The 24,357-nt window shown below is 38.1% G+C and carries 21 protein-coding genes, 1 pseudogene and 2 CRISPR repeat arrays; of the genes and pseudogenes, 13 read left to right on the top strand and 9 right to left on the bottom strand.

All coding sequences use genetic code 11. From position 1 onward, the window contains the following. Positions 1–11 precede the first annotated feature (11 nt). The 6 genes from PR675_RS03090 (at position 12) to PR675_RS03115 (ending at position 6,194) form a co-directional block, all read left to right on the top strand. Positions 12–530 (top strand): cupin domain-containing protein, encoded by a 519-nt coding sequence (locus PR675_RS03090; RefSeq protein ID WP_004918950.1) that lies wholly within the window; start codon positions 12–14, stop codon positions 528–530. A gap of 15 nt (positions 531–545) precedes the next feature. Then, positions 546–1,385 (top strand): alpha/beta fold hydrolase, encoded by an 840-nt coding sequence (locus PR675_RS03095; RefSeq protein ID WP_004918949.1) that lies wholly within the window; start codon positions 546–548, stop codon positions 1,383–1,385. 14 nt (positions 1,386–1,399) lie between these two features. Beyond that, entirely contained in the window at positions 1,400–2,194 is a 795-nt protein-coding gene (locus PR675_RS03100; RefSeq protein ID WP_014658164.1) for an SDR family oxidoreductase, read from the top strand. 10 nt (positions 2,195–2,204) lie between these two features. Next, a complete protein-coding gene (locus PR675_RS03105) occupies positions 2,205–2,999 on the top strand; it encodes an aspartate dehydrogenase (protein ID WP_014658163.1) in 795 nt (264 codons plus the stop codon). A 13-nt stretch (positions 3,000–3,012) separates the two neighbouring features. Continuing rightward, the gene (locus PR675_RS03110; RefSeq protein WP_060561325.1) at positions 3,013–4,482 is read left to right on the top strand and encodes an aldehyde dehydrogenase; all 1,470 of its coding nucleotides are present in this window, start codon (positions 3,013–3,015) and stop codon (positions 4,480–4,482) included. Between the two features lie 68 nt (positions 4,483–4,550). Beyond that, positions 4,551–6,194: a thiamine pyrophosphate-binding protein gene (locus PR675_RS03115; protein WP_060561326.1), complete on the top strand. Its 1,644-nt coding sequence runs from the start codon at positions 4,551–4,553 to the stop codon at positions 6,192–6,194. Positions 6,195–6,251: 57 nt separating this feature from the next. Here the strand turns inward: PR675_RS03115 and PR675_RS03120 are convergent, their stop codons facing one another. Next, positions 6,252–6,434, bottom strand: a complete 183-nt coding sequence (locus tag PR675_RS03120) for a hypothetical protein (RefSeq protein ID WP_223854754.1) — start codon at positions 6,432–6,434, stop codon at positions 6,252–6,254. Positions 6,435–7,217: 783 nt separating this feature from the next. Between PR675_RS03120 and PR675_RS03125 the strand changes: the two genes are divergently transcribed. Continuing rightward, positions 7,218–7,649 (top strand): hypothetical protein, encoded by a 432-nt coding sequence (locus PR675_RS03125; protein ID WP_004918937.1) that lies wholly within the window; start codon positions 7,218–7,220, stop codon positions 7,647–7,649. 19 nt (positions 7,650–7,668) lie between these two features. Here the strand turns inward: PR675_RS03125 and PR675_RS03130 are convergent, their stop codons facing one another. The 4 genes from PR675_RS03130 to PR675_RS03145 form a co-directional block, all read right to left on the bottom strand. Next, a complete protein-coding gene (locus PR675_RS03130) occupies positions 7,669–8,424 on the bottom strand; it encodes an energy transducer TonB (protein ID WP_004918928.1) in 756 nt (251 codons plus the stop codon). Between the two features lie 48 nt (positions 8,425–8,472). Further along, entirely contained in the window at positions 8,473–11,472 is a 3,000-nt protein-coding gene (locus PR675_RS03135) for a TonB-dependent receptor domain-containing protein (protein WP_060561327.1), read from the bottom strand. A gap of 17 nt (positions 11,473–11,489) precedes the next feature. After that, a complete protein-coding gene (locus PR675_RS03140; RefSeq protein ID WP_036943818.1) occupies positions 11,490–12,950 on the bottom strand; it encodes a porin family protein in 1,461 nt (486 codons plus the stop codon). Between the two features lie 67 nt (positions 12,951–13,017). Next, the gene (locus tag PR675_RS03145) at positions 13,018–13,767 is read right to left on the bottom strand and encodes a Slam-dependent surface lipoprotein (RefSeq protein ID WP_036943816.1); all 750 of its coding nucleotides are present in this window, start codon (positions 13,765–13,767) and stop codon (positions 13,018–13,020) included. Positions 13,768–15,127: 1,360 nt separating this feature from the next. Here PR675_RS03145 and copM point away from each other — a divergent pair. After that, positions 15,128–15,493 carry a CopM family metallochaperone gene (gene copM / locus PR675_RS03150; protein WP_004918913.1) on the top strand — a complete coding sequence of 122 codons (366 nt, stop codon included), beginning with the start codon at positions 15,128–15,130 and terminating at the stop codon, positions 15,491–15,493. Positions 15,494–15,618: 125 nt separating this feature from the next. On the opposite strand, the gene PR675_RS03155 is transcribed toward copM, so the two are convergent. Continuing rightward, complete coding sequence (locus PR675_RS03155; RefSeq protein ID WP_060561328.1) at positions 15,619–16,098, bottom strand: anti-virulence regulator CigR family protein; 480 nt, start codon at positions 16,096–16,098, stop codon at positions 15,619–15,621. 228 nt (positions 16,099–16,326) lie between these two features. After that, positions 16,327–16,715: a CRISPR direct-repeat array (repeat unit 28 nt; unit sequence TTTCTAAGCTGCCTATACGGCAGTGAAC). Between the two features lie 463 nt (positions 16,716–17,178). Then, positions 17,179–17,475, bottom strand: coding sequence for a putative quinol monooxygenase (locus PR675_RS03160; protein ID WP_004918910.1), 297 nt, complete (start codon positions 17,473–17,475; stop codon positions 17,179–17,181). 145 nt (positions 17,476–17,620) lie between these two features. Here PR675_RS03160 and PR675_RS03165 point away from each other — a divergent pair. From PR675_RS03165 to PR675_RS03180, 4 genes and pseudogenes are all read left to right on the top strand, one after another. Beyond that, positions 17,621–18,205 (top strand): annotated as a pseudogene (locus PR675_RS03165) (sulfatase-like hydrolase/transferase); the annotation flags it as partial. A 336-nt stretch (positions 18,206–18,541) separates the two neighbouring features. Further along, a complete protein-coding gene (locus PR675_RS03170; RefSeq protein ID WP_004918906.1) occupies positions 18,542–18,706 on the top strand; it encodes a hypothetical protein in 165 nt (54 codons plus the stop codon). 303 nt (positions 18,707–19,009) lie between these two features. Next, positions 19,010–19,642 carry a lytic polysaccharide monooxygenase gene (locus PR675_RS03175; RefSeq protein ID WP_040133041.1) on the top strand — a complete coding sequence of 211 codons (633 nt, stop codon included), beginning with the start codon at positions 19,010–19,012 and terminating at the stop codon, positions 19,640–19,642. A 388-nt stretch (positions 19,643–20,030) separates the two neighbouring features. Next, positions 20,031–20,258: a HEAT repeat domain-containing protein gene (locus PR675_RS03180; RefSeq protein WP_004918896.1), complete on the top strand. Its 228-nt coding sequence runs from the start codon at positions 20,031–20,033 to the stop codon at positions 20,256–20,258. 573 nt (positions 20,259–20,831) lie between these two features. Here the strand turns inward: PR675_RS03180 and PR675_RS03185 are convergent. Beyond that, positions 20,832–21,611 carry an elongation factor Tu-B gene (locus PR675_RS03185; RefSeq protein WP_014658151.1) on the bottom strand — a complete coding sequence of 260 codons (780 nt, stop codon included), beginning with the start codon at positions 21,609–21,611 and terminating at the stop codon, positions 20,832–20,834. 394 nt (positions 21,612–22,005) lie between these two features. Between PR675_RS03185 and PR675_RS03190 the strand changes: the two genes are divergently transcribed. Then, entirely contained in the window at positions 22,006–22,500 is a 495-nt protein-coding gene (locus tag PR675_RS03190; protein WP_004918885.1) for a hypothetical protein, read from the top strand. Positions 22,501–22,660: 160 nt separating this feature from the next. Then, a CRISPR array of direct repeats spans positions 22,661–23,108; the repeat unit is 28 nt; unit sequence TTTCTAAGCTGCCTATGCGGCAGTACAC. A 243-nt stretch (positions 23,109–23,351) separates the two neighbouring features. Here the strand turns inward: PR675_RS03190 and PR675_RS03195 are convergent. Further along, entirely contained in the window at positions 23,352–24,002 is a 651-nt protein-coding gene (locus tag PR675_RS03195) for a DUF4431 domain-containing protein (protein ID WP_060561330.1), read from the bottom strand. Positions 24,003–24,357: the final 355 nt, after the last annotated feature.

Consider the following 24,357-nt stretch of genomic DNA (forward strand, 5'->3'; position numbering starts at 1 on the left):
GAGATATCACTATGTCACAACAACTGAATCAAATAAAACCACAAGGCATCTCGATGGCGGATTGGGTTGAATCACGCATCGCCCGTTTTGAAGGCCGCAAATATGACTGGAATGCATTGAAATTTCAGGCGGATTTTGACCCTAAATACCGTCGGGCGCAGATGCGTTACATCGGTACGGGGGCGACAGGGGTTGCCAACGATGCCAATACCGTTCCCGCGGAAAACTTTACCTTCTCAACCATGGTACTGCCCTCAAAGTGTGAAGGACCGCTGCACCTGCACCCTGATGTTGAAGAAGTCTTTTTCATGCTCAAAGGAACCATCACCTTATTTATTAAAGATGGGGATGAGGAGTATGAAACCGTGCTCAAAGAGCGTGACCTAATTTCGGTTCCAGCTGGGATTTACCGTGGTTTATTTAATCATGGTGAAGAAGAAGCGTTGATGTGCGTAATGATCGGTACGCCTAAGCCTGCCATTCCGACTTACCCAGACGATCATCCATTATCAAAAGTCAAACGTAGTTAACAGGAGAATTCAGTGATGAAACTGCCTATTGAACATTTACCCACTATCCAAACCGCTGAATTCGGCTCATATCATTTGAATTGGCGTGAAGCCGGGAACGGTGAAACGGTGATCTTACTTCATGGTATTAGCTCAGGCTCTGCATCGTGGATTTATCAACTGACAGATTCATCACTGACCCAGCAATACCGCTTGCTGGCATGGGATGCACCAGGCTACCTCAATAGCCGAGCACTGACTACCGACACCCCAACCGCCAATGACTATGCAGAAGCATTAGCGGCCTTTATCGATGGCTTAGATCTTCCTCAAGTTGTATTGGTTGGTCATTCACTTGGTGCCATCATGGCCTGTGCGTTCGCTGCAAAATATCCACAAAAAATAAAAGGTTTATTTTTAGCTAATCCGGCGCAAGGCTACGCAACTAAACATAAAACTGAACAGAGACAGGTTTATGAACAACGACGAGAAATCGTCTTCAATTCAGGTATTGAATATTATGCACAACATCGTGCCGCCGCCCTACTAAGCCCATCTGCCAGTGAACCACAGATTGATTGGGTAAGGCAAACCATGCGTAAACTTAACCCTCGCGGTTTCTTAGCCGCAGCATGGATGTTGGCTCACGATGATATTAGCCGTTACCTCAATCTTTATTCAGGCCCCGTCCAAATGGTTGTTGGCCTTGATGACACCATTACGCCGCCTGAAAAAGTGCACATGCTCGCTCAGCAACACAGTTGCCCCCTTACCTATATTGAACGAGCAGGACATGCAAGTTATCTCGATGCATCTCAGCCATTTAACCATTACCTGAAGCAATTTTTGGCGACCTATGCCGTAGTAGAAGTTTGATTAAGGAAAGCGCTATGAATTTACAATTAGAAAATCGTGTCGCCGTCGTCACTGGAGGAAGTTCAGGAATTGGCCTAGCCACAGTCCGACTCCTGTTAGCCGAAGGATGTCATGTCGCCTTTTGTGGTCGAAACCAAGATAAACTGACCGAGGCACATCACGCATTACAGGCGGCCTATCCACACGCTAAGTTGCTCGCTGTCTGTTGCGATGTGCTGGATAAAACGCAAACTGAGGCATTTGCACAGCAAGTACAAACACATTTTGGGCAAGTCGATTTACTGATTAATAATGCAGGTCAAGGATATGTGGCTCACTACGCTGATACGCCTGAAGAAGCTTGGTTACAAGAAGCGCAACTTAAATTGTTTGGCGTTATCAATCCCGTTAATGCATTTATGCCCTTGTTAGAACAGTCAGATATCGCGTCAATTACCTGTGTCAACTCGCTATTAGCAAGACAACCAGAGCCTCATATGGTAGCGACCTCTGCCGCTCGCGCGGCTTTACTCAATCTCACGCTTAATCTATCGAAAACCCTTCTGCCGAAAGGCATTCGTGTCAATTCTATCTTGCTCGGCATGGTGGAGTCAGAGCAATGGCGTCGCCGCTTTGAGGCGCGTAGCGACAAAAGTCTTGATTGGCACAGTTGGATTGGTGAGATCGCCAAAAAACGCGGCATTCCAATGCAACGCTTAGGGAAACCAGAAGAGCCTGCTAGAGCATTGGTGTTTTTAGCTTCACCAATGGCTTCATTTACCTCTGGTGCGGCGTTAGATGTCTCCGGCGGTTTTTGCCACCACATTTAAGGGAACGATGATGAAAACACTGATGCTTATCGGATATGGTGCTATGGCGAATGAAGTGATCCAACGGCTTCCTGCTGGGATTGAGCTAGGCTGGATAGTGGCCCGCGAACATCACCACAATGATATCAAACAACGCTTTCAAAACCGTGTGATACCACTAAGCTGCCCGACGCACGCCTCACAAAAACCAGACTTAGTCTTGGAGTGTGCTAGTCAACATGCTGTCAAACAGTATGCCCCCATGGTTTTAGAAAAAGGCTGGACGCTAGCCGTGATTTCAACTGGCGCATTGGCGGATGCGCAATTAGCACAAACGCTAAGCCAAAAAGCTCAACAACACCACGCTATCTTTATCCCATTATCAGGGGCTGTTGCTGGTCTCGATGGACTACGTTGTGCAAAAGAAGCCGCAATCCGCCAAGTAACCTACCAATCACGTAAAAGTCCTGCCAGCTGGCGCAATGGTCCGGCTGAAAATTACATCGACCTAGATACGGTTACAGAGCCAACGGTTTTTTTCCACGGAACAGCACGCGAGGCGGCACTGAAATTCCCCGCAAATGCCAATGTGGCGGCGACGGTTGCCCTCTACGGTATCGGTATGGATAAAACAAAAGTCGAACTTATGGTCGACCCGACGACCAAGCAAAATAGTCATCGCATTGAGGTTACTGGTGATTTTGGCCATTTTTGTATCGAATTAAATGGTAACCCATTACCTTCAAATCCTAAAACATCCCTGCTATCTGCATTAAGTGCCGTCGAAATTTGCCGTCGCATTGCAGATCAAGATGCCATTATCTGACTGGAGAATTCCCATGAAAAAACTCAATATATTTGTCGGTGGACGATGGCAACAAGGGCGCGGTAATGAAATGTGCTCTCGCTTTCCGGGTGACCAACACATTATCGCCACGCTCAACAGCGCCAGTGTAAGTGATGTTGAAGAAGCGGTTCAGGCGGCAGAGCGTGCATGGCGAGCGCCAAGTTGGCGCAATATGCCCCCACATCAACGCGCGACTATTTTACACAACGTCAGTATGCTAATCGAAGAGCAAGCAGACGAGCTAACCCGCTTACAAACTCTCGACAATGGTAAACCTTGGGCAGAAGCTCGTGGGCTAGTCATGAGTGCTGCGGCAACAGCCCGTTATTTTGCCGCCGTATGCGAAGTCAGTGGCGGAGAGCTGCCTCCTCGTCGCCAGCCCGATATGATGACATTAAGTACATATCAACCCCTAGGTGTTATTGCCGCTATTACACCATGGAATTCACCGATTGCTAGCGATATGCAAAAAATTGCACCTGCACTAGCTGCGGGCAATGCTGTGATATTAAAACCCGCCGAGGCGACCCCGCTTATCTCATTGAAACTCGCGGAATTATTTGAGCAAGCGGGTCTACCGAGTGGCTTACTCAGCGTACTCCCCGGTAAAGGCTCTATCGTTGGTGATGCACTTGTCCGCCATCCTTTAGTGAAAAAAATATCCTTTACTGGCGGCACCAATACAGGCCGACAACTCGCACATATTGCGGCAGAAAAACTGATCACAACGTCACTAGAGCTTGGTGGCAAGTCTCCTACTATTGTCTTAGAAGATGCGGATCTCAACCTTGCGGCACATGGCGTTTGTTATGGTATTTTCAGTTCAATGGGGCAAGCTTGTATTGCAGGCTCTAGGCTGTTCGTCTCACGTGCTGTTTATGAACCTTTTATGGAAAAGCTCACTGCACTGACTCAACAACTCATTATCGGAGACCCTCGCCAAGAACGGGTTCATGTCGGCCCTTTGATATCCCCCGAACACCGAGAAAGTGTTATTCGCTACGTCAACCAAGCAATCGCTGAAGGTGGCACAATTCGCCTTGGCGGAGCTATCCCCCAAGACCCTAACTTACAAGCAGGGAATTATTATTTACCAACCATTATTGAAGGGCTGAATAACCAAGCTTCTGTCTGCCAAGAAGAAATCTTCGGGCCTGTGCTGGTCGTTATCCCTTTTGATAATGAAGCGCAACTCATAGAAGAAGCCAATGATTCTATTTATGGCCTTGCTGCGGGGATCTGGACGCAAGATTACACTCGCGCCTTTAAATTAGCAGATGCTTTAGATGTTGGTACTGTTTGGATCAATACCTACAAAGTTTTCTCCATTTCAACACCTTTTGGTGGGTTTAAAGAGAGTGGACTCGGTAGAGAAAAAGGCCTTGAAAGCCTCAAAGCTTATATGCAGCAAAAAAGTATTTTTCTGGCACTAAACCCACAACCAAACCGTTGGTGTGAATAAATGACCATGCATCCGTAAATATCTTCACGTTGCAAATTATTGGTTATCGAATTCTAAAGGAGAACACTATGTATGAGACAATCACGGTTGGCGAGGCGATCGCCAGAACATTAGAACAATACCAAGTCAGTACCGTCTATGGCGTTATCTCAATCCACAACCTGCCGATTGCAGATGCAATTGGTCGCCGTGGCATGATTGACTTCACCCCTAGCCGTGGGGAAGCGGGTGCCGTTACCATGGCTGATGCACATGGTCGCTTCACCGGACTTGGCGTCGCCTTAACCAGCACAGGAGCCGGCGCGGGTAATGCCGTGGGCTCAATGATTGAAGCCATGAATGCTTGCTCGCCAATTATCCATATTACAGGGCAAGTAGAAAAAGCGTATCTGGATATGGATGCCGGTTTTATTCACGAAACGCGCGATCAACTTGGCTTTTTAAAAGCCAGCTCTAAGCAAGCATTTCGTGTCCATAGCGCCGAACAAGCGGTTGCCGTCTTACATAAAGCCATTCAAGTTGCACAAACCGTTCCTTGTGGCCCCGTCTCTATCGAAATACCGATTGATATACAAAGCGCACAAGTTCCCTTATCGCTACTCAGCGCACCACTGACAGTTCAACCTTTACCAGAAGCAACGGCGGATCAAGTCGATGCGATTTGGCAAAAATTACAGCATGCACAACGCCCTTTATTATGGATTGGTGGTGGTGCGCTACACGCCTCTGATGCGATTAAAAAATTGGCAGATCAGGGGGTAGCCGTGATCAGTAGTACGCATGGGCGAGGTATTTTATCTGACGAACATCCATTTAGCTTACGCGCTTTCCATAACGCAGATGCTATTGATAAATTGATGCGTTCTTGCGATATCACACTCGTCGCTGGCTCTCGTTTACGCAGTAATGAAACCAAAACGTGGTCATTACCCTTGCCACAACCTTTAATTCAAATTGATATCGATCCGCTAGCGGCTAATCGAAACTATCGTGCAGATTTGGTGGTTACTGCCGATTGCCATAGTATTCTGAACGCATTAGCCAGCAAACTCGAGCAAGCTAAGCGAACAATTTCACCACAATGGCAACAACAAGTCCAAGAAGCCACTCAGCAAGCCGAAGCACAACTCAGAGCGCAATGTGGACCATACAGCCAATTAAGCGATGCGGTTGAGCAGGCACTGCCAGATCACGGTATATTTGTGCGAGATATCACCGTTTCAGGTAGCTTATGGGGAAGCCGCTTACTAAAAGCGACTCAGCCATTACACAATATTCACTCTTTGGCTGGTGCGATTGGATTAGGCTTAGCAATGGCTATCGGTAGCGCTAAAGCGAATCCTCAGACTCCCGTTATTGGCTTAGTTGGCGATGGTGGTTTAATGCTAGGTATTGGGGAGCTTGCTACCATGGCACAAGAGCAACTACCGATTGTGCTTCTTATTATGAATGACCATGGATATGGTGTTATGCGCGGGATCCAAGAGAAATATTTCGCTGATCGGCAATATTATAATGAGTTACTCACTCCTTCATTTACGCGATTAGCAGAATCAATGGGAATTAAAGCACTAACCGTTGATAAGGCAGAAGATTTTAAATCTACGTTACAACGTGCCGTCGAATTAAAACAGCCTGTCGTTGTAGAAGTCCTTATGGAAAATATTGGTAAAATGAATTTCTCAGGGCCTCCCCAGAAAAAACTATTTTAATTCACATTGCTAAATGCTTAATAGCGCATAGAGTGTCTATGCGCTATTTCATTAAGCTTATTTAGTTTGGCTTCTTGCCATATGTTGATTAATCACACGTTGTACAGCATACGATTGGCTATTTTCTGTGAAACTTAATGCCGTCGCGGCTTTTTCATGGGCATCCATATTTAAAAACGTTTTCGATAGACCATTAATCGTTGGCTTTTCAATATTGGCTTTTTCAGCATGCCTAGCCATCGCAATTTGGTTAGCTTGAGAGGTACTGTTTTCTGTAAAACTTAAAGCAATCAGCGCATTTTCATGCGTACGTACCTTATCGTGAGCCTGTGATTGTGCTACCGCTGAAGAACAAAAAAAATGTTGCTATAATAGAAAATAATACTTTATTCATAAAATAACCTTAGACTGATTAATATAAAATGATTGATAAAAACCCAGCAGTCGATAGGTTTTTATCCATAAATTAAAATGCTAATTAATAAAAATAAAATAAAACATATAGCGAGTTCAGATTTTAAAAACGCAATCATAAAATTATTAATAAGCATTAACTAAATTCAAACTGAATGGGGAATTAAGCGAATAATATTCGTTTGAAATTTTAGACTCTCACCATCGTGATTAATATGGCGAATAACAAACTCAAAAGAATATCAGCCTGAATAATTCTTCACCAACAGAAATAATTTACTGGCTACTGCATTTTTCCTTTATATCCTAAGGAATCAAACCTAATATACTTCGCTAGCGGATCACTGAACATTGATTCTTTATGCAAATAAACAATGCGTTTTATGCAATCTCCTTTGTACCCTATAAACAGGTAGTTTATTTATCCTATGCTGTAGCACCATACTGTTTGCCTTAAAAATTACTTTTGTTCTAGAGACACTTAATCACCGTTTTAATATTAGAGGTTACTTGCATATTTTATTTTACTGTAATTCAAGTTAAGTGCTATATTAGGCTCGATGGAAAAATACATATATCAACAACAAACCTGATATCTAAGGGATTACTATGAAAAAGTATTTGTTGCCAATTAGCCTTTTTGTAAATGTGGTATTGCTGATCACCATTATTGTCGTGGGAGCTCTGTTTTTTAACTTAAAAAGCAAAATTGACTCAACTGTCGAACAAATTAAAAATGGGCAATATGCTGAATTAGTTAAAGATAATACAGCAAACTTAATTCCCGAAGGGCTAAAAAATTTCAAGAAAATTGAACCCAATCAAAGTCAATGCGACTATTTCTATCAACAAATAGATTCACTGATAGGTTATTTAGAAGAGAACCCGACAATTGCAGGTTCAGAAAAATATGTTAAGCAGCTAAACAACCTTAAAAAATCAGCAGAAAAAACCCCTTCTACACTGAAAGAAACAGCCTGTGAAAAAGGGATTTCAACGATTAACTTTATTGGCGAAAAAATATCTACGGCAACTGAATGATGTGTGCCACCCACAATCGCTATTTAAATTCAATTTTAAAGGTGACTATGTGAGCAAAGCCGGAAGGTGGCTTCCCTACTGACTGGCTTTTTTCAACAGCAGCGAGCGCAGCGTTATCCAATAGTTCACTACCTGAACTACTCACAATACGCGCTGACGTTATTTCTCCCGTCTCCGTTAACCTAAATTGGACTTGAGCAACACCTTGTTTCTTCATACTTTTGGCGCGCCGAGGATAGCGTTTATGCCTTTCAACTTCTTGGCGTAATTTTTCCCTGTATGCATTGATTTGCTGAGTATCTGCTAGGTTTGACATCCCATTTTTAGGTTGCCCCACCTTCCCCATCGAAGGGGAAGATGCCGCCGTTTCCCCTTGTTGTGACTGCTGTGGTGTTATTGCCGACTTGGTTATTTTATTGGTAGATACTTTTTGCTGTTCAACCTCTTTTTTCTCGCTTAAACGCTTATTTGGCTCTTTGACCTTTTTTTTAGGTCGCTCAATTTTCTTCTCTTTTTTTGGTAGCACTACCTGTGCCGTCTCCACGACAACAGGCGGAACAATCTCCGCTTCAGGCTCAACCATGGGTGTCATATCTGAGTCTGTTGGCGCAGTTTCTTCAATAGCGTGTGTTAACGCAATCGACATCACTGGCGCATCCATTACCGCTTGATGCTGTTGATTTTTTTCTTCTTGAGCCAGATGAATAAAGCCCATAATAATGACAGCGTGCAGCAAAACAGACAGAGTAACAGTTAAAAAACGCGTCTTTTTCATGAGAATCTTAAGATGCCCTTCTTAGTACCACAAGAAGGGCATTTTGCTTTAAAAATGGCTTGTAAAATTCAATCGTAACGTTCTACCTGGAGCAGGCATCATGGTTCGAGTGAGTGGATCCACATAATATTCATCAAGAATATTTGTCGCTAACAATTCCATTTTGACGTTGTCTGAAATGCCATAACTGACGTAAGCATCGGCAACAAATACAGGCTCCCAGCGCATTGGGCTATTATTTAAAGGTGCGTAGTTGGCCGGATATTTATCCATCATTTTCTTTTCGTCATTATTTTCAGCACGGCTGTGATAACGCATGCGGCTACCAATTTCTAAACGCTCATCCAAAAAACGCATCCCTAAATTGGCATTAATACTGTATTTAGGTTGTAATTGTGTGCGTAAGAACCCACCAGGAAAGCCCGCATCAACACATTCAGACATATTAAACTTGTTAGTTGGATCTAAAGCAGCAATGGAGGCACTATCACACACCTCATTTTGCAAACGGTAATCAAGCCCAATATCCCCAAAATAATTACCATTGTCATAACGAGCTTGTAGCTCAATACCTGATGTTTTGTGCTTATCTACTTGTGTAAACTTGAGATAGATATCCCGTTCAAACGCGTTTTCAATGACCGTGTGATAATAATTAATACGCACGTCAGCAAAACGTTCTGCACCCAGTAGACTTTGTAAATTACGCACATAACCCACTTCCACTGTTTTACCGCGTTCAGGCTCAAACTTCTCGGTGAGTGACGCATAACCCCTTGAGCCAGAAAAACCTACCGTATCCTCAAAGATACTAGGCATACGTACCGTTTCCGTATAGCTCGCATAAACTCGGTCATTATCAGTTAAATAGGCAGAAGCGGAAAAGGAAGGCGCCCAAGCATGTGCTTTCTTTTTCCCCTGATGGCGGAATCGTTCTTCTTCGGATAAATAGCGAATATCTTCCTGTTCATCGCTAGAGCGAGATTGATTGGGAATATATTGATTAACCACTTTTCCTGTAAATGGATCGACAGTCTGTGCTTTTGTATCAATCGTACCATTATAAAAAGGGTTGGTTTCTCGGGTCAGTTTATTTTTTCCATCGGGTCGCCATTTAGCCTTATTTTTTTCATCTATGCGGAACTCCCCTTGCCCATTTGCAGATCTGAATCCCGCATAATCGAGAGAATGTTTTTGTAAATTTAGCGCTTCCTCAACAAACCTTTCTAAATAATAAGGCGAATCCATGACGTCATCTAATTTTTGCCCTTCAGCATTGGTAAAACGAGTCAATGTGTCATATTCATTTTGTGTAATTGTGCGTGAAATATCATAGTTTTTGGAGAGTAGTTGATGAGGTCTCGCAAAGTTAACATCTTTCGCATCGCGTCGTTTATCTAATAAATGATCTTTCGACCAATAACTCGTTTGTTGAGCACCAGCCGTCACATTCAACCAATCTGTTGGCCGCCATTCAAAATTAAATGCGAATGTATTCTCTTGCCTTTCCCCTTCTCTCGGTACAGCTCGGAAAATCGTCGATGTAGAACTCCCTGAATATTCAAAAATATCATCCTCTGTATCAACCGTTTCTTTGCTAAAACTCCCCATTAAAGTTAAATCAAGGCTATCTGTTAATGCCATTTGGTTAGATAAATTTAAGCCTTGTCGTTTGTTCGTTGAATTCAAGGATGCACCCGGTACTAACGTACCATCAATATTAGGGTTGCGAGGCATCCACCCATATTCAAACCCCATATCACGCTCTTTAGGCTCTCGAGGAAAACCGCCTGAAGTATTCGTATCACTCGTTGTTTTGGTCATCCAGTAACCAAGTTTCATATTTACGTATGGATTATCTTCAGGATTTAAATAATAGTCGGCATGAAAAGCTTGAATATTAAATTTCGCGAGTGTCCATTGCGGCACTTTTCCATCTAACTCCATGAAACTGATCCTTGATGGCATGATTTCCCCATAGTGGTTCGTCGTATGGGTATATCCTAATGACACCTTTTGTGAGTCAGATAAAAATAGATTCGTTTTCACTAAATAACTCTCCATTTCACTGGAGGTATTAGTTACCTCTTTACCTGGTGCAAACACGTTCGCAGCAAAAGGCAAATAGGGGTCAACCGGTTTAGATGGGTTCTTCGGGTCATAACTAAACACATCATCTTTATAGCGATTAGCTCCACGTTTACCCGCAAAGTAGTTTCCTTGGTCTCGATAACTATAAGCCGCCATGATATCGAAACGTGATTGCCGAGTTCCCACCGCGACCCTAACTGCATTATCTTTAAAATTAAAAAAGTTTGCGTCTCCACGAGATTTAGGCGTAACTAGCAGCCCTGGATCATTAAACAACATTCTTGCTTTGTTGCCATTTTTTATATTATCCATAATCGCAGGGTCATCTCGATAGTCATGCCCATAACCTAAATTAGGTACTCTTGGTTTTGTTGAATTACTGCTGGTTTCCAATTTTAAATCAAAACCAAACGTTTCATCTGGAGCAACGACATCATCAATATTAAGTGTCTTTATCGCAATGCCCCCACCAACCGATGTTTTCACATTAGGGTTTAAGGATGCACTTTTTTGAATCGTTATACTGCTGATCATATTTGGGTCAACATAATTACGATTATTGGCTCCGTTATATCCTCGCCACACTGTTTGGGCTTGCTCTGTGCCATCGACAGTGACTGGTACTCGCCCTTGACCTTGTATCCCCCGAATATTGGGATCTAATGCACCACTATTACGTGCATCTCCACTATACACCCCTACCGCACTATTGAGCACATCTGCTGGGTTAGTTCCTTTATAACGTTCAACAAGATCTTTTCCGAGGTAAATATTGGATTCATTTTTATCATACTGATCGTCATAACCTTTTTGATCGCGTTCCTTAATTGTTTCTGCGTTATCTTTAACAATAATAGTACCGAGGTCTTCTTGTTCTTTTGCTAACACTAAACCGGAAATTAAGGTAAGCGAAATCCCTGTCACAATATTCATTGTGATGATTTTTTTTATTTTCATTGTTAACACCTAAAATATTAAAAGCGTTTTTCTAATCTAATTTCAATTTCACTTTGTTGATATGAATACAGTGCATCAATATTACTTTTATTAACTCTATACCTATAAGAAATGGATGGTGTCATTGTGGCAATACTGTATTTAGGTAAACTTAACTTAGCCAAATACAGTTGTTCATCATCCATTCGATTTTGACTTCCCAACGCATATTGCGGAGCATTAAATCGAGTTTGCTTATAACTGGCGATCCCCAATAGATGATAATACTGACTAACGTCCTTAAATATTCCTCCTCTTATGCCATATTGTTTATAACTGTCACTATCATAAACCTTATTCACATACCCACTATCTACACCACCAAATATCACTGCATCTGAGCTAAGAGCATAAATCCCTGTGATATAAGCCTGACTCTTATTACCATCTTGGCTTTGATAAGGTGAACGATAGTTTATTTTTTGGTGGTCAATCACTGTACTCAGCGAAAACTGGGGTAAAAAACGATACTCCGCTTCCATTCCCACTCCAACACCATAATAGTGTCGCCGCTCTCCTACCCATTTAAATTCACTAATTGGGCCAATAGCGAATGATTTTTTTGCATCCTGATATTGATAATAAACCCGTATGTGGCTGGTATTTTCATTATACTCGGCAGCACCATCATACTTATTGCCATAGGTATATGCTTTAAACAGTAAACTGTGATGCTGGTAAAGTGAAAAGGTACGTTTAATATCACCATCATAGATAAATTTGGTGCCTTTATCCGCCAATCCAGCACCATAACAAAACTGCTGCACTGCATTTCTGTAGCAACGCTGTCTTTTATCCCCCGGTACTTGATTAATATTAGAGTTGTAACCGTAACCTACCGAAAAACTTCCTGACCAACTATTTCGTTTACTTAATTCCGTAGTAAATTGTGAAATTGTAGCTAATACACTTTGTGGTAACTGCTGCTGATACTTTTCCAATACCCGTTTAAACTGTGAAGATGCCTCATTATTTTGTTGATCTTCAAAATAAGTTCGAGCTAATTCAAGCTCGACACGCAAAAAATCAGGTTTTAGCGCTAAAATAGTTTGGTAGTGAAAAATAGCCTGAGCATAATCATGATTTGCACGTGCCATTTGTGCTTTAGCAAACTCAACAAGTAAAACGTCATATCCACTTAATTGTTGGTAATATGATAATAAACGTTCTACGTCATCGTATTGCCCACGATTTAAGGCAATATAAATAGCCATTCCCATCTCATTAAGCGTATTACTAACCTGATATTCTTTACCATCGAAATTAATTTTGATGTCATCTTTAATAAACGGTTTATTATTTTCAATAACGGGAGGTTTTCGACTAAATTCCGCTTTATCTTTTAATAAAAAGCGATAATTATCAATATCACTTATCTCTCCGATGGCGACACTACTATAAAGTAACAACCATAGGATACCCGCTCGAAATAACCCCATAAATCTCAACCAATGTTCTATTAAAGTAATCGTAATAGGTGGAAATCCTTTCCACCCGCAATATAAGTTATTGCACTTTTGAACCGCCAAACGAAGTGTCTTTTGTATGGTCACTATCAAAGGTGGTTATACCCGCGACAACATCCGCATTTTTGCCAAAAAACTGCCCTGAGCTTTTACCCTGAATTGAACCATTTGCTATTGCACTACCAGAAAATTGCCCTTTGTCTTGAATGTTACCATTCATAGTAATATTAAGAGATTGACCATTTAGAGCGCCTGTATATTTTTTCGAACCAAAATCAGCATTAAATACACCGCTTAATTTACCTGGACCATCAAATTGATTGATACCAGCAATGGTATATTCCGCCTGCCCCGCGGTTGGTACCGACTCTGTGGCTTCTTTACCTGAGAAGAAAGCAGTATGAGTTTGGTCACCTACACTCCCCGTTTTAGACCAGTCGCCAAAATAGACTTCTGCATTAGCAACTTGTGTAAAATGAAACTCCCCCATCGCCCCTCCATGACCACCACTTGATGCAGGTAATACATTGACACCTTGCTCATTCTCTGGTGCTAATGATTTAAAACCAGAAAAACCAATTCTTGTACCGTTAGCGATGGTTTTCAAACCGACACCAGGATCACCAATAACCCCACTATGGGTGCCTTGTGCAAACTGTGTTTTTCCAACATTCACCTCAACTCCATTGGAATCATACGCTTGGCTCTGTCCTGAAACCGTCTCTCCACTAGTACTAAACGCGACACTCGATAAAACAATTGTTAATGCTGTTAATGATAGGTTTTTCATAATATTCCTTGCCATATAAATGATAAATGCATATTAAATATAACTATCTACTCACAACAGATTCATTAAAATAAATGATCGATTTGGAGTATATATCAACCCCACTCAATTGCAAATAGTTATTATTATCATTACCATTTATGGGTATTTTACTTCTTTTTACGCTATAACCATGGTCAAATCGAATAAAAAAATAACAAATATCATTAAAAAACAGACGATTAAACAATTATCCTAACTTAGGATAAATTTAGGCCTATAGAATGGAAAAATAGCAAAATTAAGACTATTATATTGCCTATATAAATTTCAATTACCTTTCATATAATAACCACAATGAAAACATAAGAATTTATTATGTGATCTGCATCATAAAGCCTCATACATTGATTCTTTCCCCCACTCCATTTCCTTTTTTTTAAGCACAATGACTGCATAAAAATTCATCAAATAAACATACAACATTGCAGATGCGCTCCCCTATCAGTAACTGTTATTTGCAATAACTTTCAATATTATTTTTGATGGCATAGCAACACTTTGAACATCAGTAAATAACAGTAAAAATAATGAGTTGATTATCACTCAAATAAGGATTCAAATTTACAGAATAAAATATCTATGTTAATTTTCATTTTTATAAAAATTTTCCTGCCTGCTATTTATTGTGAAGACCATTATTTAATAATATAAATAATTTTAAAAACGTAATAAATATAACAGCTTCACTCCATTAGCTATAAAAAGGATTTTTAATATTTATAGAATTAACCCAACCTAATTATTCTTAATCTCCCCCGTATTAAGAGACTATTTCTGCATAGCCATTAATAACCCCTGAATCATCACCACACCTGTTTAAATCAGAGTATATAACAACCTAGAATAGACTCTCAAATAGAAATCATTATCATTAACATTGATAATTTATTTTATGAAATTTAAATAAAAAGATATACTTTAACAATAAAGCCTAAAAAAACTTCAACCTTAAAATCAATCAATTACCACATAAACCCCATATTTAAAAATAATTAAAGAGTATATTTACATGGCGAACAATACATAAAACCAATAATACCACGCATCTAATTATCCATTCGATTTATATAAACCGGTAAAAAACAGATAAGCGCTTATTCGAAATTTTTGATATAGATCACTATTATAAAGAATCGTTATTTCATTTTATCATACCACTATTTTTAGACTCACTGCGTCTCTCTCAATTAAATGAGTTAAGTATAAAAATCAATTTATATGTAAAATAAGTTAAATCTGTTATTACCCCATTGACCTTAACCTTAGGGGAAGCTTTATCGTCAACCTAACTTAATCCCCTTTTAATAAGGTATTTATCATGAAAAAAATGCTTCCTATCGCTGCAATTTTAACCATTAGCATCGCCTCCTTTAGTTCTTTTGCTAATTCAAATCATTCTATGCATGCTCAAGCTCCTGCCAGCAACGAAATGCAAAAAGAGTTAAACCAATCTATGGATAAAATGCATGCAGATATGGCCAAAGGTATGAATGAAGAGAATGCAGATATTGCATTTGCGCAAGGTATGATCGCTCATCACCTAGGGGCAATTGATATGGCAAAAATTGAATTAAAATATGGCACCGACCCTGAAATGAGAAAGCTTGCAGAAGAGATTATTAACGCCCAAGGTCCAGAAATAGAGCAAATGCAAAAATGGTTAGAAAAGAATAAAACGAAATAATAATCCCTTTGATTGCATAGCCCTCAAAAAATTGAGGGCTAATGGGATAACGTTTATCAAATGAACGGTCTTTTTCAATTTAACAGGTATATATTACTTAATGGCTTCAATACACATTACTAAGATCAGTCAAATACATTATTAATAATCGAAGTGACTACCGCTGTACTTAATGCAATAAGTACTAAGTCATTACCAACAATACTCCATTCATAGCCTGGATAATGAGGTAATTGTACAAGCATAGAAGGTGGAACAACTTTTTTAGCTATCCCTGGCGGCAATGGTTTCCCCCTAGCTAAGTTTTTGGCAATACCGGGTGGTAACGCGTGATAGCCTGTAATACCACTGTCTAAAGCGAGTGCTCTTGCTTCATTGTAAGTTAATGATACTGATATTGAATTACTCTTATTTAAGGATAAATGATCTGCTTTTTCTTTTCCGTTACCATTATGACCTTTGTTAGGCTTATTTTTTTGATGCTCTTTTCCTTGCCCATGACCATGACCATGACCGCCATTGGGATCTGCATAGGAAGATAAAGAGACCATTGAGAAGCTTGCAGTTAATAGCAATAGGTTGCACATTCGAAAAAGCTTATTCATATAAATACCTCCACCGAGCTGGTATTTTCAAAATACACATCAACACCCCTCCTCACCATAGGTAATATTCCTATAATAATCTCCCTGTACAAAATATCATAAGCCTTATTCTGACTTCGCATCAAGGCTAACAGTCTTTTATTCTGCATGATAAGTGAAAATCACTAAATCTTATTAAGGGTGTGCTAGAAAGGATAAGGTAGAAATTTTAAGTTATATTAAAACGTATTTTTAAGCTGCCTATATGGCAGTGAACATATCAGGCTCTAAAAGGTATTAATAGAAATATTTCTAAGCTGCCTATACGGCAGTGAACAGTAATGTGAATCCCGTCGTTTGTTCTTATTTTTTCTAAGCTGCCTATACGGCAGTGAACAGTATGAGAAGTGAAACATATCGGCACGAAATTTTCTAAGCTGCCTATACGGCAGTGAACTAGCATCGAAATATCAATAATGATGCCTTGAATTTCTAAGCTGCCTATACGGCAGTGAACATGTGTGCTTTAACATGTCCTTGACAGTTTCATTTCTAAGCTGCCTATACGGCAGTGAACAGCCCTAAAACTATTGGTAAGCGCCCTGATGTTTTTCTAAGCTGCCTATACGGCAGTGAACTATAAATTATCAGTAAAAAAACTTTATGCAACAGTAAATTATAACAATTTCTCCTTAAATACCTTCTTTTTTATCAGGTAACATAACCTATTGTTTTAAAAGGATATAAAAACCTTAAAAATTTAAAGGGTAAAAAACAAGGAAAATCACTTGCTGATTAGACGAAAAAATTAACCCAACCTTTTATACATTAAATACTATTAAAATAAATATTTCACACACACCTAACAGATAGTTTGATGGCCCTATAAAATCATTAGTTAAGCTGAAAGTCGCTTTTTACCTTTTAGAAAAAATAAAATCCCGGTTAACCAAATAAGTAAAGTTAAACATACCTATTGACCAATTATCCCCTAGTCCTTTCTGCATCACCATTAAAAATAAAATAACCATCAGCTATACACTAATGGCATTAAAATAGAGTTACCCTAATGATTTTTATCGAAAAGAAATTCTATAGTGTTTATATTTTAGCTAGAGCGTCATCCATAAATATAAAAGAAGGCTCTTTTCGCTGATATTGATTAATCATGGGAACAAGGCGTTGAAAATGTTCGCTCTTACAATGTGCATCTAAGGCTGCTTGATCAGGCCACTCTTCGATAAAAATAAAATGCCCCCTATCTTTTTGGTCAACATATAAATCATAAGCAATACAGAGAGGCTCACGCTTAGTCGCTTCAACTAATTCACGGTAAAGTGGGAGTACGATATTTATAGCCTCAAGCTGGATAAAATCTTCTGCAATTACTTTTAACATATTATTACCCCTAAGTTACGTCAAAAATGACAACATAATCATAACTCAGTACATAATAAATCTATACTGGTGTATCTACTTCCCTTATTAGCAACATCATGGTTAATTTTGCAAATGTGCGACTGCTCACACTAAAAGTAAATATAGAAACAGCTTTGTATACCCATTAATAGAAGATGACCCTATTATTCCCAAGTTTATTGAGCCCATCGACAATCCTGCAAAGAAAAAACTGATTGTTGTTCATTTAATTGGTAGCCACTCTCCATTTTGTAAAAGGATCTCAAATAAGTATGATGAATTTTATAAAAGCAAAGACTTATCTTGCTATGTTCAAAGTATAAAAAATACTGATTTACAGTTATCTCTATTACATGACATATTATCAAAGTCTAAAAACTCATAGTCTATGTTATATTTTTCAGATCATGGGCTTTCTTTTATTGATAATCAACAAGATCTAATCCATGGTGATAAACATCGTCAAAATTTTGAAACGCCTCTTTTTATTACTTCTTCAGATTCAAATACGAGAGAGATAATATCAGCGCAAAGGAGTGGACTGAATTTATTTCATTTATTAGCTGAATGGTTAGGCATCCATGAAAAAAACATACAATCTTCCTGTAAAATGATATCTAATAATGAGTGTAAAGATCAAAATATAGCTATTGATTTTGACCAAAAAATCATTTATTTCAATGAATTATTAGATGACAGTATTAAATAATGATTGAATGGCGAACCTTTTAGTAGGTTCGCCTAATTTATTGTTAATTATTTGAATCATTTAAATACCTTTATCTCTCCATACTAACACATCACGTTATACACAATATCAGTTACACCATAATCAATAAAATATTTTAATGATTACGCCATAACAACCTTAACCTATAAATTACCCATATAGTAAAATATCATCTCTTATTTTTAAGAGCATTAAATCAATCACTTAAATAAAAGATGATTTAAGAGACACCCATCACATTAAGTAATGGAATATGAACTTCGCCTACATAATTAAAATAAAGTAGTCATGATTATCAAATAGAAGGAAATAATCATGAAAAAACTATTATTTATTATTTCAATTCTTTGTTCATCGGCTTACGCGACTAACACTGTTACTTGGTGCTCACCTGAACCAAATCCTGTTACAGGCAAACCAGATTGCATAACTTATACACCAGGAATGGGAGGGATTGATTCAGGCGGCGAAGGCCCCTAATGCTGATTGAATAATGCTATTGGTTCTAACCCTCTTTTCCTTTGGAGGGTTAGGATAATACCACTCTACCCTATTTCAACTTCTCATACCCTTAAATCTCATTAAATAATACTTAGATTTAACTAATTAGATGATTAATCAGCAAAGATGACGCAAAATTTAATAAATAAAGAACTAAATTATTCAATTTTGCTGAAAGTCAGTATGATAAAAATATTATTACTGAAACGATGAATGAGTTCTCTGACACATCATTCAATAATCGTTCAGTAAATATTCTTTATCTTTATGTCCGAGGTGATTATGAAAAATCTAATCATACCATTAATATATCCAAGTATATTAGGCACTGTATTAACGTTATTTTCATTCTACGCGAGCGCCCATGGCTATATAAGGATGCCAGAAAGTCGCGCTTATCTATGTAGCTTTAACGACTATCTTAAGGAGCCAAAAACACCATTAAACAATGATTGTGGATTAGGGCCTGAATATGAACCTCAGAGCATTGAAACTCAAAAAGGCTTTCCAGAATCTGGGCCTCCTGATGGATTAATAGCTAGCGGAGGTGGTATAGAACGTTTCAGTCCTCTTGATGTGCAAACGCCTACCCGTTGGCATAAAATTGATATGAAAACGGGTCTCAATACCTTCACTTGGTATCTAACTATGGCTCATGCAACCGATAATTGGCGGTTTTTTATTACAAAAAATGGCTGGGACCAATCAGCACCATTAACTCGTTCAGCTTTTGAGTTAACGCCATTTTGCCAAAGAGATGATCATGGAGCAATGCCATTGATCGAAGTGGATATCAACTTTATATGTGATGTGCCCGCTGATCATGAAGGTTACCATGTTATTCTTGCAACATGGGATGTTGATAATACCCAAAATGCTTTTTATCAAGTTATCGATGTGAATTTAAGTAATTAACATTCAATTTGTTGAGAATAACACATGAATGACGTTTATAGATGAGAGCCCATATTTTGGGCTCTTATTAGCACTCTATACTCAAATAGTGAAAATACCTCTTAGCTCAGTTAATTTAACTAGCTATTAAGTTTTCCTATCATGTATCTTACTAATAGGATGTATAAAAAACCTACTTCGCCCTGATTTTAACATTAGATGGTGATTATACCGATGCCTATCCGTAGTAAATTTAGTTGCTATTGTTTATAAAATGCAAATTTCTCATATACTTTTTATTAAAGTTGTCATCTAGGAACAATGCAATAAGGAGAAATAACAATATGATGTCTATTTTGGCTGATTATAATCAGATTTTTCTTAACATATCCTAGCTAGGTATGAATAAATGAATCATTCACGACAAAAAATCATATTAAATACACTAATCCAGCTCACACAAGGAACTAATAATGAGGTTAAACTCACTGCGATATCCATCCTTGGTGATTACAAATACGCAATTCAAAATGAAGAAACCTTAAACCGATTAATAGAGCTTTGCTTTGATCCTAATAAAGAGGTCGCAATTACCGCGCTTAAATCACTCGGAAAATTGTCAATTCATTTTCAATAGTTATATTTTTTTAACTATCTGATTTTAATGTAATTCTGAAAATATCATGTTTGCTAATTTTATCAGCGATCATTTATCTAAAGCATCAATAACTTTTTCAATTGCCGCAAACCAAATGAAATGATGCCCCATTGCTAATACCTTCGGATAGTTTCTAGCTGAGGCACCTGAGATTGATATGCACTCTATATAAAACAGAATAAACATACTGTTCTGTAAAGGATTTAAATAGGGTTTAAAGATTCTTCGCTAAAAGAATTTTTCCGTTAAATTGTTTAAGTGGTGTTTATTTCAATCAATATACTCTATTTCGCATTAATATATTGATAAATTTAAATAGTTAAATTGATAATGATACCGTTATATTTATCATAAAATTCAATAGATGATGTGATACAGATAACGCTCTAAATATTTCATAACATGCAGCCTGACAAATTGAATACAATTATATATTCAGGAGTTTAGTACGTATTCGTTAATAGCTCCATTCATCATTCAAACATCTGTCTATAAACAGGTATTTAAAACAAAATGAGATAGTGGATACCTTAAAACTATCATGATATTTAATTATTTCTCATTCTCTAATAAAGTAATAAAAGCCATAGCTAACGTGTTATTTAATGTACCTAAGCATCGTGCGTGTAAAGGGATTAATGTTGGCTTTTCTAACTCCAATACTATGTGAGAATAATTCCCACCTCTCTTTATGGGATCTTGGCTTCGAACAGTCGCATTACCAATGACATCCTGACAAGCAAATGCCAATACCGTTCCATCAGTGATGATAGTATTATCACTTGCTTCTTCCTTTGTAAACACATAGGCATAACTATGTATTTCAGTCATTAACGTGTTAGGCTCTGGACTAAATTTAGCCATAATATTTTTTTGTAACTGAAATTTTTCTGGAAAATCTCTTTCCCAATCATAATAAGCCCCTGTTATTTGGATTTCATACAGATCCAATAATTCGTTAACTTCCTTAACAACAAGTGTCATTAGCTTCTTAAAGTCATCATCATTAAGCATCTCTTTTGGTAAATGCTTACCATGATAATAAACTTGGACAGAATTATGACCTGATTGCCTTGCTATTAAGATGGATTCTCTAAGATTTTGAGTTGGTCCATCCGCCATGTTAATAACCAAAATAATACTGTCTTGATTAAATGCTTGTTTAACCTGCTGAATGAGTGAGTCATTCTTTCCATGAGTTACAAATGTTGCCCCTTCTAGCTCCTTAACTAAGGTATGCCTATAATCATCGCCAAGGATCATCACTGAGTTTTCAGCTGAGAATGCAAAAGATGAAAACAGCAACCCCAGTAATAAATATATTGCCTTCATTGACACGCATTTCCTCTTACTCTAATACATTAATGGTAATCTTTTCATACTAGTGTATTTTAATCAAAGATTATCTCACTTGACTAAGCAATAAATACAATGAGTCGTACCCAATATCATGGGTTAAGCGCCTCAAAAATTAGCCATCCCCAGTGTGGAAAAAATAATGACCATTTACTAAAGAGATTAATTGATAAGATATCCATGAGCAAGTTTGATTTGTAAGCCTATAAGCCTGTGTTTACGTCAATTCAGTGTGTTTTTATTTAACATACTGTTATATTTATCACTCTAGGTAATTTTAAGATATTTATGATGTTTTTATCTAACATTATGTATTATTAATATTGGCGATAATCTTATTCTAAATCCAGAATTATGAGGTCAATATTAAATGTCTAAGTTTCAATGTAGCTGCGGTCATATAATTAGGGATAATACAGATTATCTTAGTTATAAGGCTTATTACATCTCTGATCAAGACTTCTATGATTTTCTTGATGAACTAGAAGGGGAGTCTAGAGATAATTTTGCTTCTGTAGCATACAAGTATGTAAGAGATATCTATCAATGTACTAAATGCAATAATATTTTTATCTTTAGAGGTGATTTTTTTCATGAATTTCAAGCAACACAGCCTGATAGCCACTCTCTGTTGATATCTAACATGCGTGATAAATGGCCTGGATTTTTAAGAGGATACTTCATAAAAGGAAAAGGTGAGATTTATTGGGAAACAAATCAACAAAGTGATTACCTCACAGGCCTTACCCGTGAACAGGTAGAGTCGACGTATTATCATAAGTTAAATGAGTTTCAATCATTGGGAATACTAAGAGATGCCTTTTTGCATGTTGATGGTGTAATGCTTCACGAATATAATCGATAAACTTTGCTGTTTTAGGTTATGTCAAATATATGGTTCCCGCATAATTTGTTTTACTTTCACTATTTGTTTTGGTTTTACAATTTCCTCTGGTGTTGCCAGCGATAGCGGGAGTTGCATCCGGAGTACACCAGAAAATCATCCATGAGTGCGATATCGCCAATTTCTAAGCTGCCTATACGGCAGTACACTTGGATTATTTTTGTTTCATCTCCACAGTCGTTTTCTAAGCTGCCTATGCGGCAGTACACAGCGTTTTTTGGCGTTCAATCCCTCCGAACTTTTTCTAAGCTGCCTATGCGGCAGTACACTTCGAACTGTTTAAAAAGTCATATGATTATACTTTCTAAGCTGCCTATGCGGCAGTACACTGTCGATTGTCATGACTGTACCTGCAATCGTGTTTCTAAGCTGCCTATGCGGCAGTACACTCTCGATGTGGTCAGCAAAGAGTTTTACAATCTTTCTAAGCTGCCTATGCGGCAGTACACAACACCCTCAGACTCATCGTTAGTCTCGATGTTTTCTAAGCTGCCTATGCGGCAGTACACCCTCAAGTGACCGACGGGCACTATCTTCCTATTTTCTAAGCTGCCTATGCGGCAGTACACTATAAATTATCAGGAAAAAATCTTAGCGCAACAATAAATTACAACGATTTTATGCAAAATACCTTCATTTCTACGACAGAATATAACTTATTATTTTTAAAGGGAAATTTTTTGAGCAAAAAATAAAGGGTAAAAAAGATAAAAATATCGTACCTTCAGTCACTCATCACAAACGAATAGCAGGTTGCCCTATTTCATTTTTCTACGATACTTTATGTTTTCAGTTTTATGCCATACTGCCAATTACTTAACCAAAACATAATGTTCAACACTGCAAAGAACCGGAGTTTTGTGATGAATATTGGTTGCATGGTATAGGTCACAAGTGATATCTACCTTTTTACCTTGGATCTCTTTTAGCTGATTAAATTGATCTGAACTTCTTGGTGCTAAATGCAAAGCACCTATCCCCCATTCAGTGGGCTCTCCCTCACTATCTTCCGGCTCTTTTGATGAGACAGAAATTATATTATCTGTTCTTAATGTTAAGAACCCATCTGGTTTTTCTAATCTAATAACGCCTCTTAACTTCACTGGCGAATTATAATAATAATTAAATTCAGATATATCTTGCTCATCTACTGGTTGGCTATCAGCAATATTTCTATAAATAATCGTTGAGCGATGATACCAATCTAGCAAGCACGACTTTGTATCGCAATTTTTAACCCGCAACTCCCAATTCTTTTTAACTAACCTCTTAAATTCATCGCTGTTTCCAGTTACTAACTTTGCTTGCAGATAATCAACATATAATTCATCATCTGCTTTAGATAGCTCAGGAGTATTGCATATTAGTTTTTCCACATTACTCTGAGCCTTAGCACAATCAAAACTTGCAGCGTATGTGATTGAAGGGAACACAAATATTAAAAATAGAAATAATCTAATCATTTAAATTCTCTATCGCATTTTCATCGGTAGAATGATTCTAGCATTTTAACTAAAAGCGAAATACTCTATTTTTCTATCACGACTCACCACTGAAATCTCTAATTTTAGAATTTTGTTGTAATATCTTTGGCATCCCCCATAGAATAGACAATAAAGACCAAAGCAGATAATATTCCACTTATAAACAATCATTATCATTTATAAAATAAACACTAGCTATTTCGCTGTAACCAATAATACTAGCAGAATTACCTATTTTATTTTCTTGCACGGCTCACTTGATACGTCGTTTCTAGTCTCTTGCGAACCCCTGCTAATTTTTCACCATTATCAGATTATGGTTCATCTATCCATT

Origin of the sequence: Providencia sp. PROV261 (assembly GCF_028477945.1) — a bacterium.
GTDB classification, from domain to species: domain Bacteria; phylum Pseudomonadota; class Gammaproteobacteria; order Enterobacterales; family Enterobacteriaceae; genus Providencia; species Providencia stuartii.

What these genes read in the sequence shown, in the direction of transcription:
- PR675_RS03090 (WP_004918950.1), top strand. Translation starts at nt 12, where the DNA reads ATGTCACAACAACTGAATCAAATAAAACCACAAGGCATCTCGATGGCG.
- PR675_RS03095 (WP_004918949.1), top strand. Translation starts at nt 546, where the DNA reads ATGAAACTGCCTATTGAACATTTACCCACTATCCAAACCGCTGAATTC.
- PR675_RS03100 (WP_014658164.1), top strand. Translation starts at nt 1,400, where the DNA reads ATGAATTTACAATTAGAAAATCGTGTCGCCGTCGTCACTGGAGGAAGT.
- PR675_RS03105 (WP_014658163.1), top strand. Translation starts at nt 2,205, where the DNA reads ATGAAAACACTGATGCTTATCGGATATGGTGCTATGGCGAATGAAGTG.
- PR675_RS03110 (WP_060561325.1), top strand. Translation starts at nt 3,013, where the DNA reads ATGAAAAAACTCAATATATTTGTCGGTGGACGATGGCAACAAGGGCGC.
- PR675_RS03115 (WP_060561326.1), top strand. Translation starts at nt 4,551, where the DNA reads ATGTATGAGACAATCACGGTTGGCGAGGCGATCGCCAGAACATTAGAA.
- PR675_RS03120 (WP_223854754.1), bottom strand. Translation starts at nt 6,434, where the DNA reads ATGGCTAGGCATGCTGAAAAAGCCAATATTGAAAAGCCAACGATTAAT.
- PR675_RS03125 (WP_004918937.1), top strand. Translation starts at nt 7,218, where the DNA reads ATGAAAAAGTATTTGTTGCCAATTAGCCTTTTTGTAAATGTGGTATTG.
- PR675_RS03130 (WP_004918928.1), bottom strand. Translation starts at nt 8,424, where the DNA reads ATGAAAAAGACGCGTTTTTTAACTGTTACTCTGTCTGTTTTGCTGCAC.
- PR675_RS03135 (WP_060561327.1), bottom strand. Translation starts at nt 11,472, where the DNA reads ATGAAAATAAAAAAAATCATCACAATGAATATTGTGACAGGGATTTCG.
- PR675_RS03140 (WP_036943818.1), bottom strand. Translation starts at nt 12,950, where the DNA reads ATGGGGTTATTTCGAGCGGGTATCCTATGGTTGTTACTTTATAGTAGT.
- PR675_RS03145 (WP_036943816.1), bottom strand. Translation starts at nt 13,767, where the DNA reads ATGAAAAACCTATCATTAACAGCATTAACAATTGTTTTATCGAGTGTC.
- copM (WP_004918913.1), top strand. Translation starts at nt 15,128, where the DNA reads ATGAAAAAAATGCTTCCTATCGCTGCAATTTTAACCATTAGCATCGCC.
- PR675_RS03155 (WP_060561328.1), bottom strand. Translation starts at nt 16,098, where the DNA reads ATGAATAAGCTTTTTCGAATGTGCAACCTATTGCTATTAACTGCAAGC.
- PR675_RS03160 (WP_004918910.1), bottom strand. Translation starts at nt 17,475, where the DNA reads ATGTTAAAAGTAATTGCAGAAGATTTTATCCAGCTTGAGGCTATAAAT.
- PR675_RS03170 (WP_004918906.1), top strand. Translation starts at nt 18,542, where the DNA reads ATGAAAAAACTATTATTTATTATTTCAATTCTTTGTTCATCGGCTTAC.
- PR675_RS03175 (WP_040133041.1), top strand. Translation starts at nt 19,010, where the DNA reads ATGAAAAATCTAATCATACCATTAATATATCCAAGTATATTAGGCACT.
- PR675_RS03180 (WP_004918896.1), top strand. Translation starts at nt 20,031, where the DNA reads ATGAATCATTCACGACAAAAAATCATATTAAATACACTAATCCAGCTC.
- PR675_RS03185 (WP_014658151.1), bottom strand. Translation starts at nt 21,611, where the DNA reads ATGAAGGCAATATATTTATTACTGGGGTTGCTGTTTTCATCTTTTGCA.
- PR675_RS03190 (WP_004918885.1), top strand. Translation starts at nt 22,006, where the DNA reads ATGTCTAAGTTTCAATGTAGCTGCGGTCATATAATTAGGGATAATACA.
- PR675_RS03195 (WP_060561330.1), bottom strand. Translation starts at nt 24,002, where the DNA reads ATGATTAGATTATTTCTATTTTTAATATTTGTGTTCCCTTCAATCACA.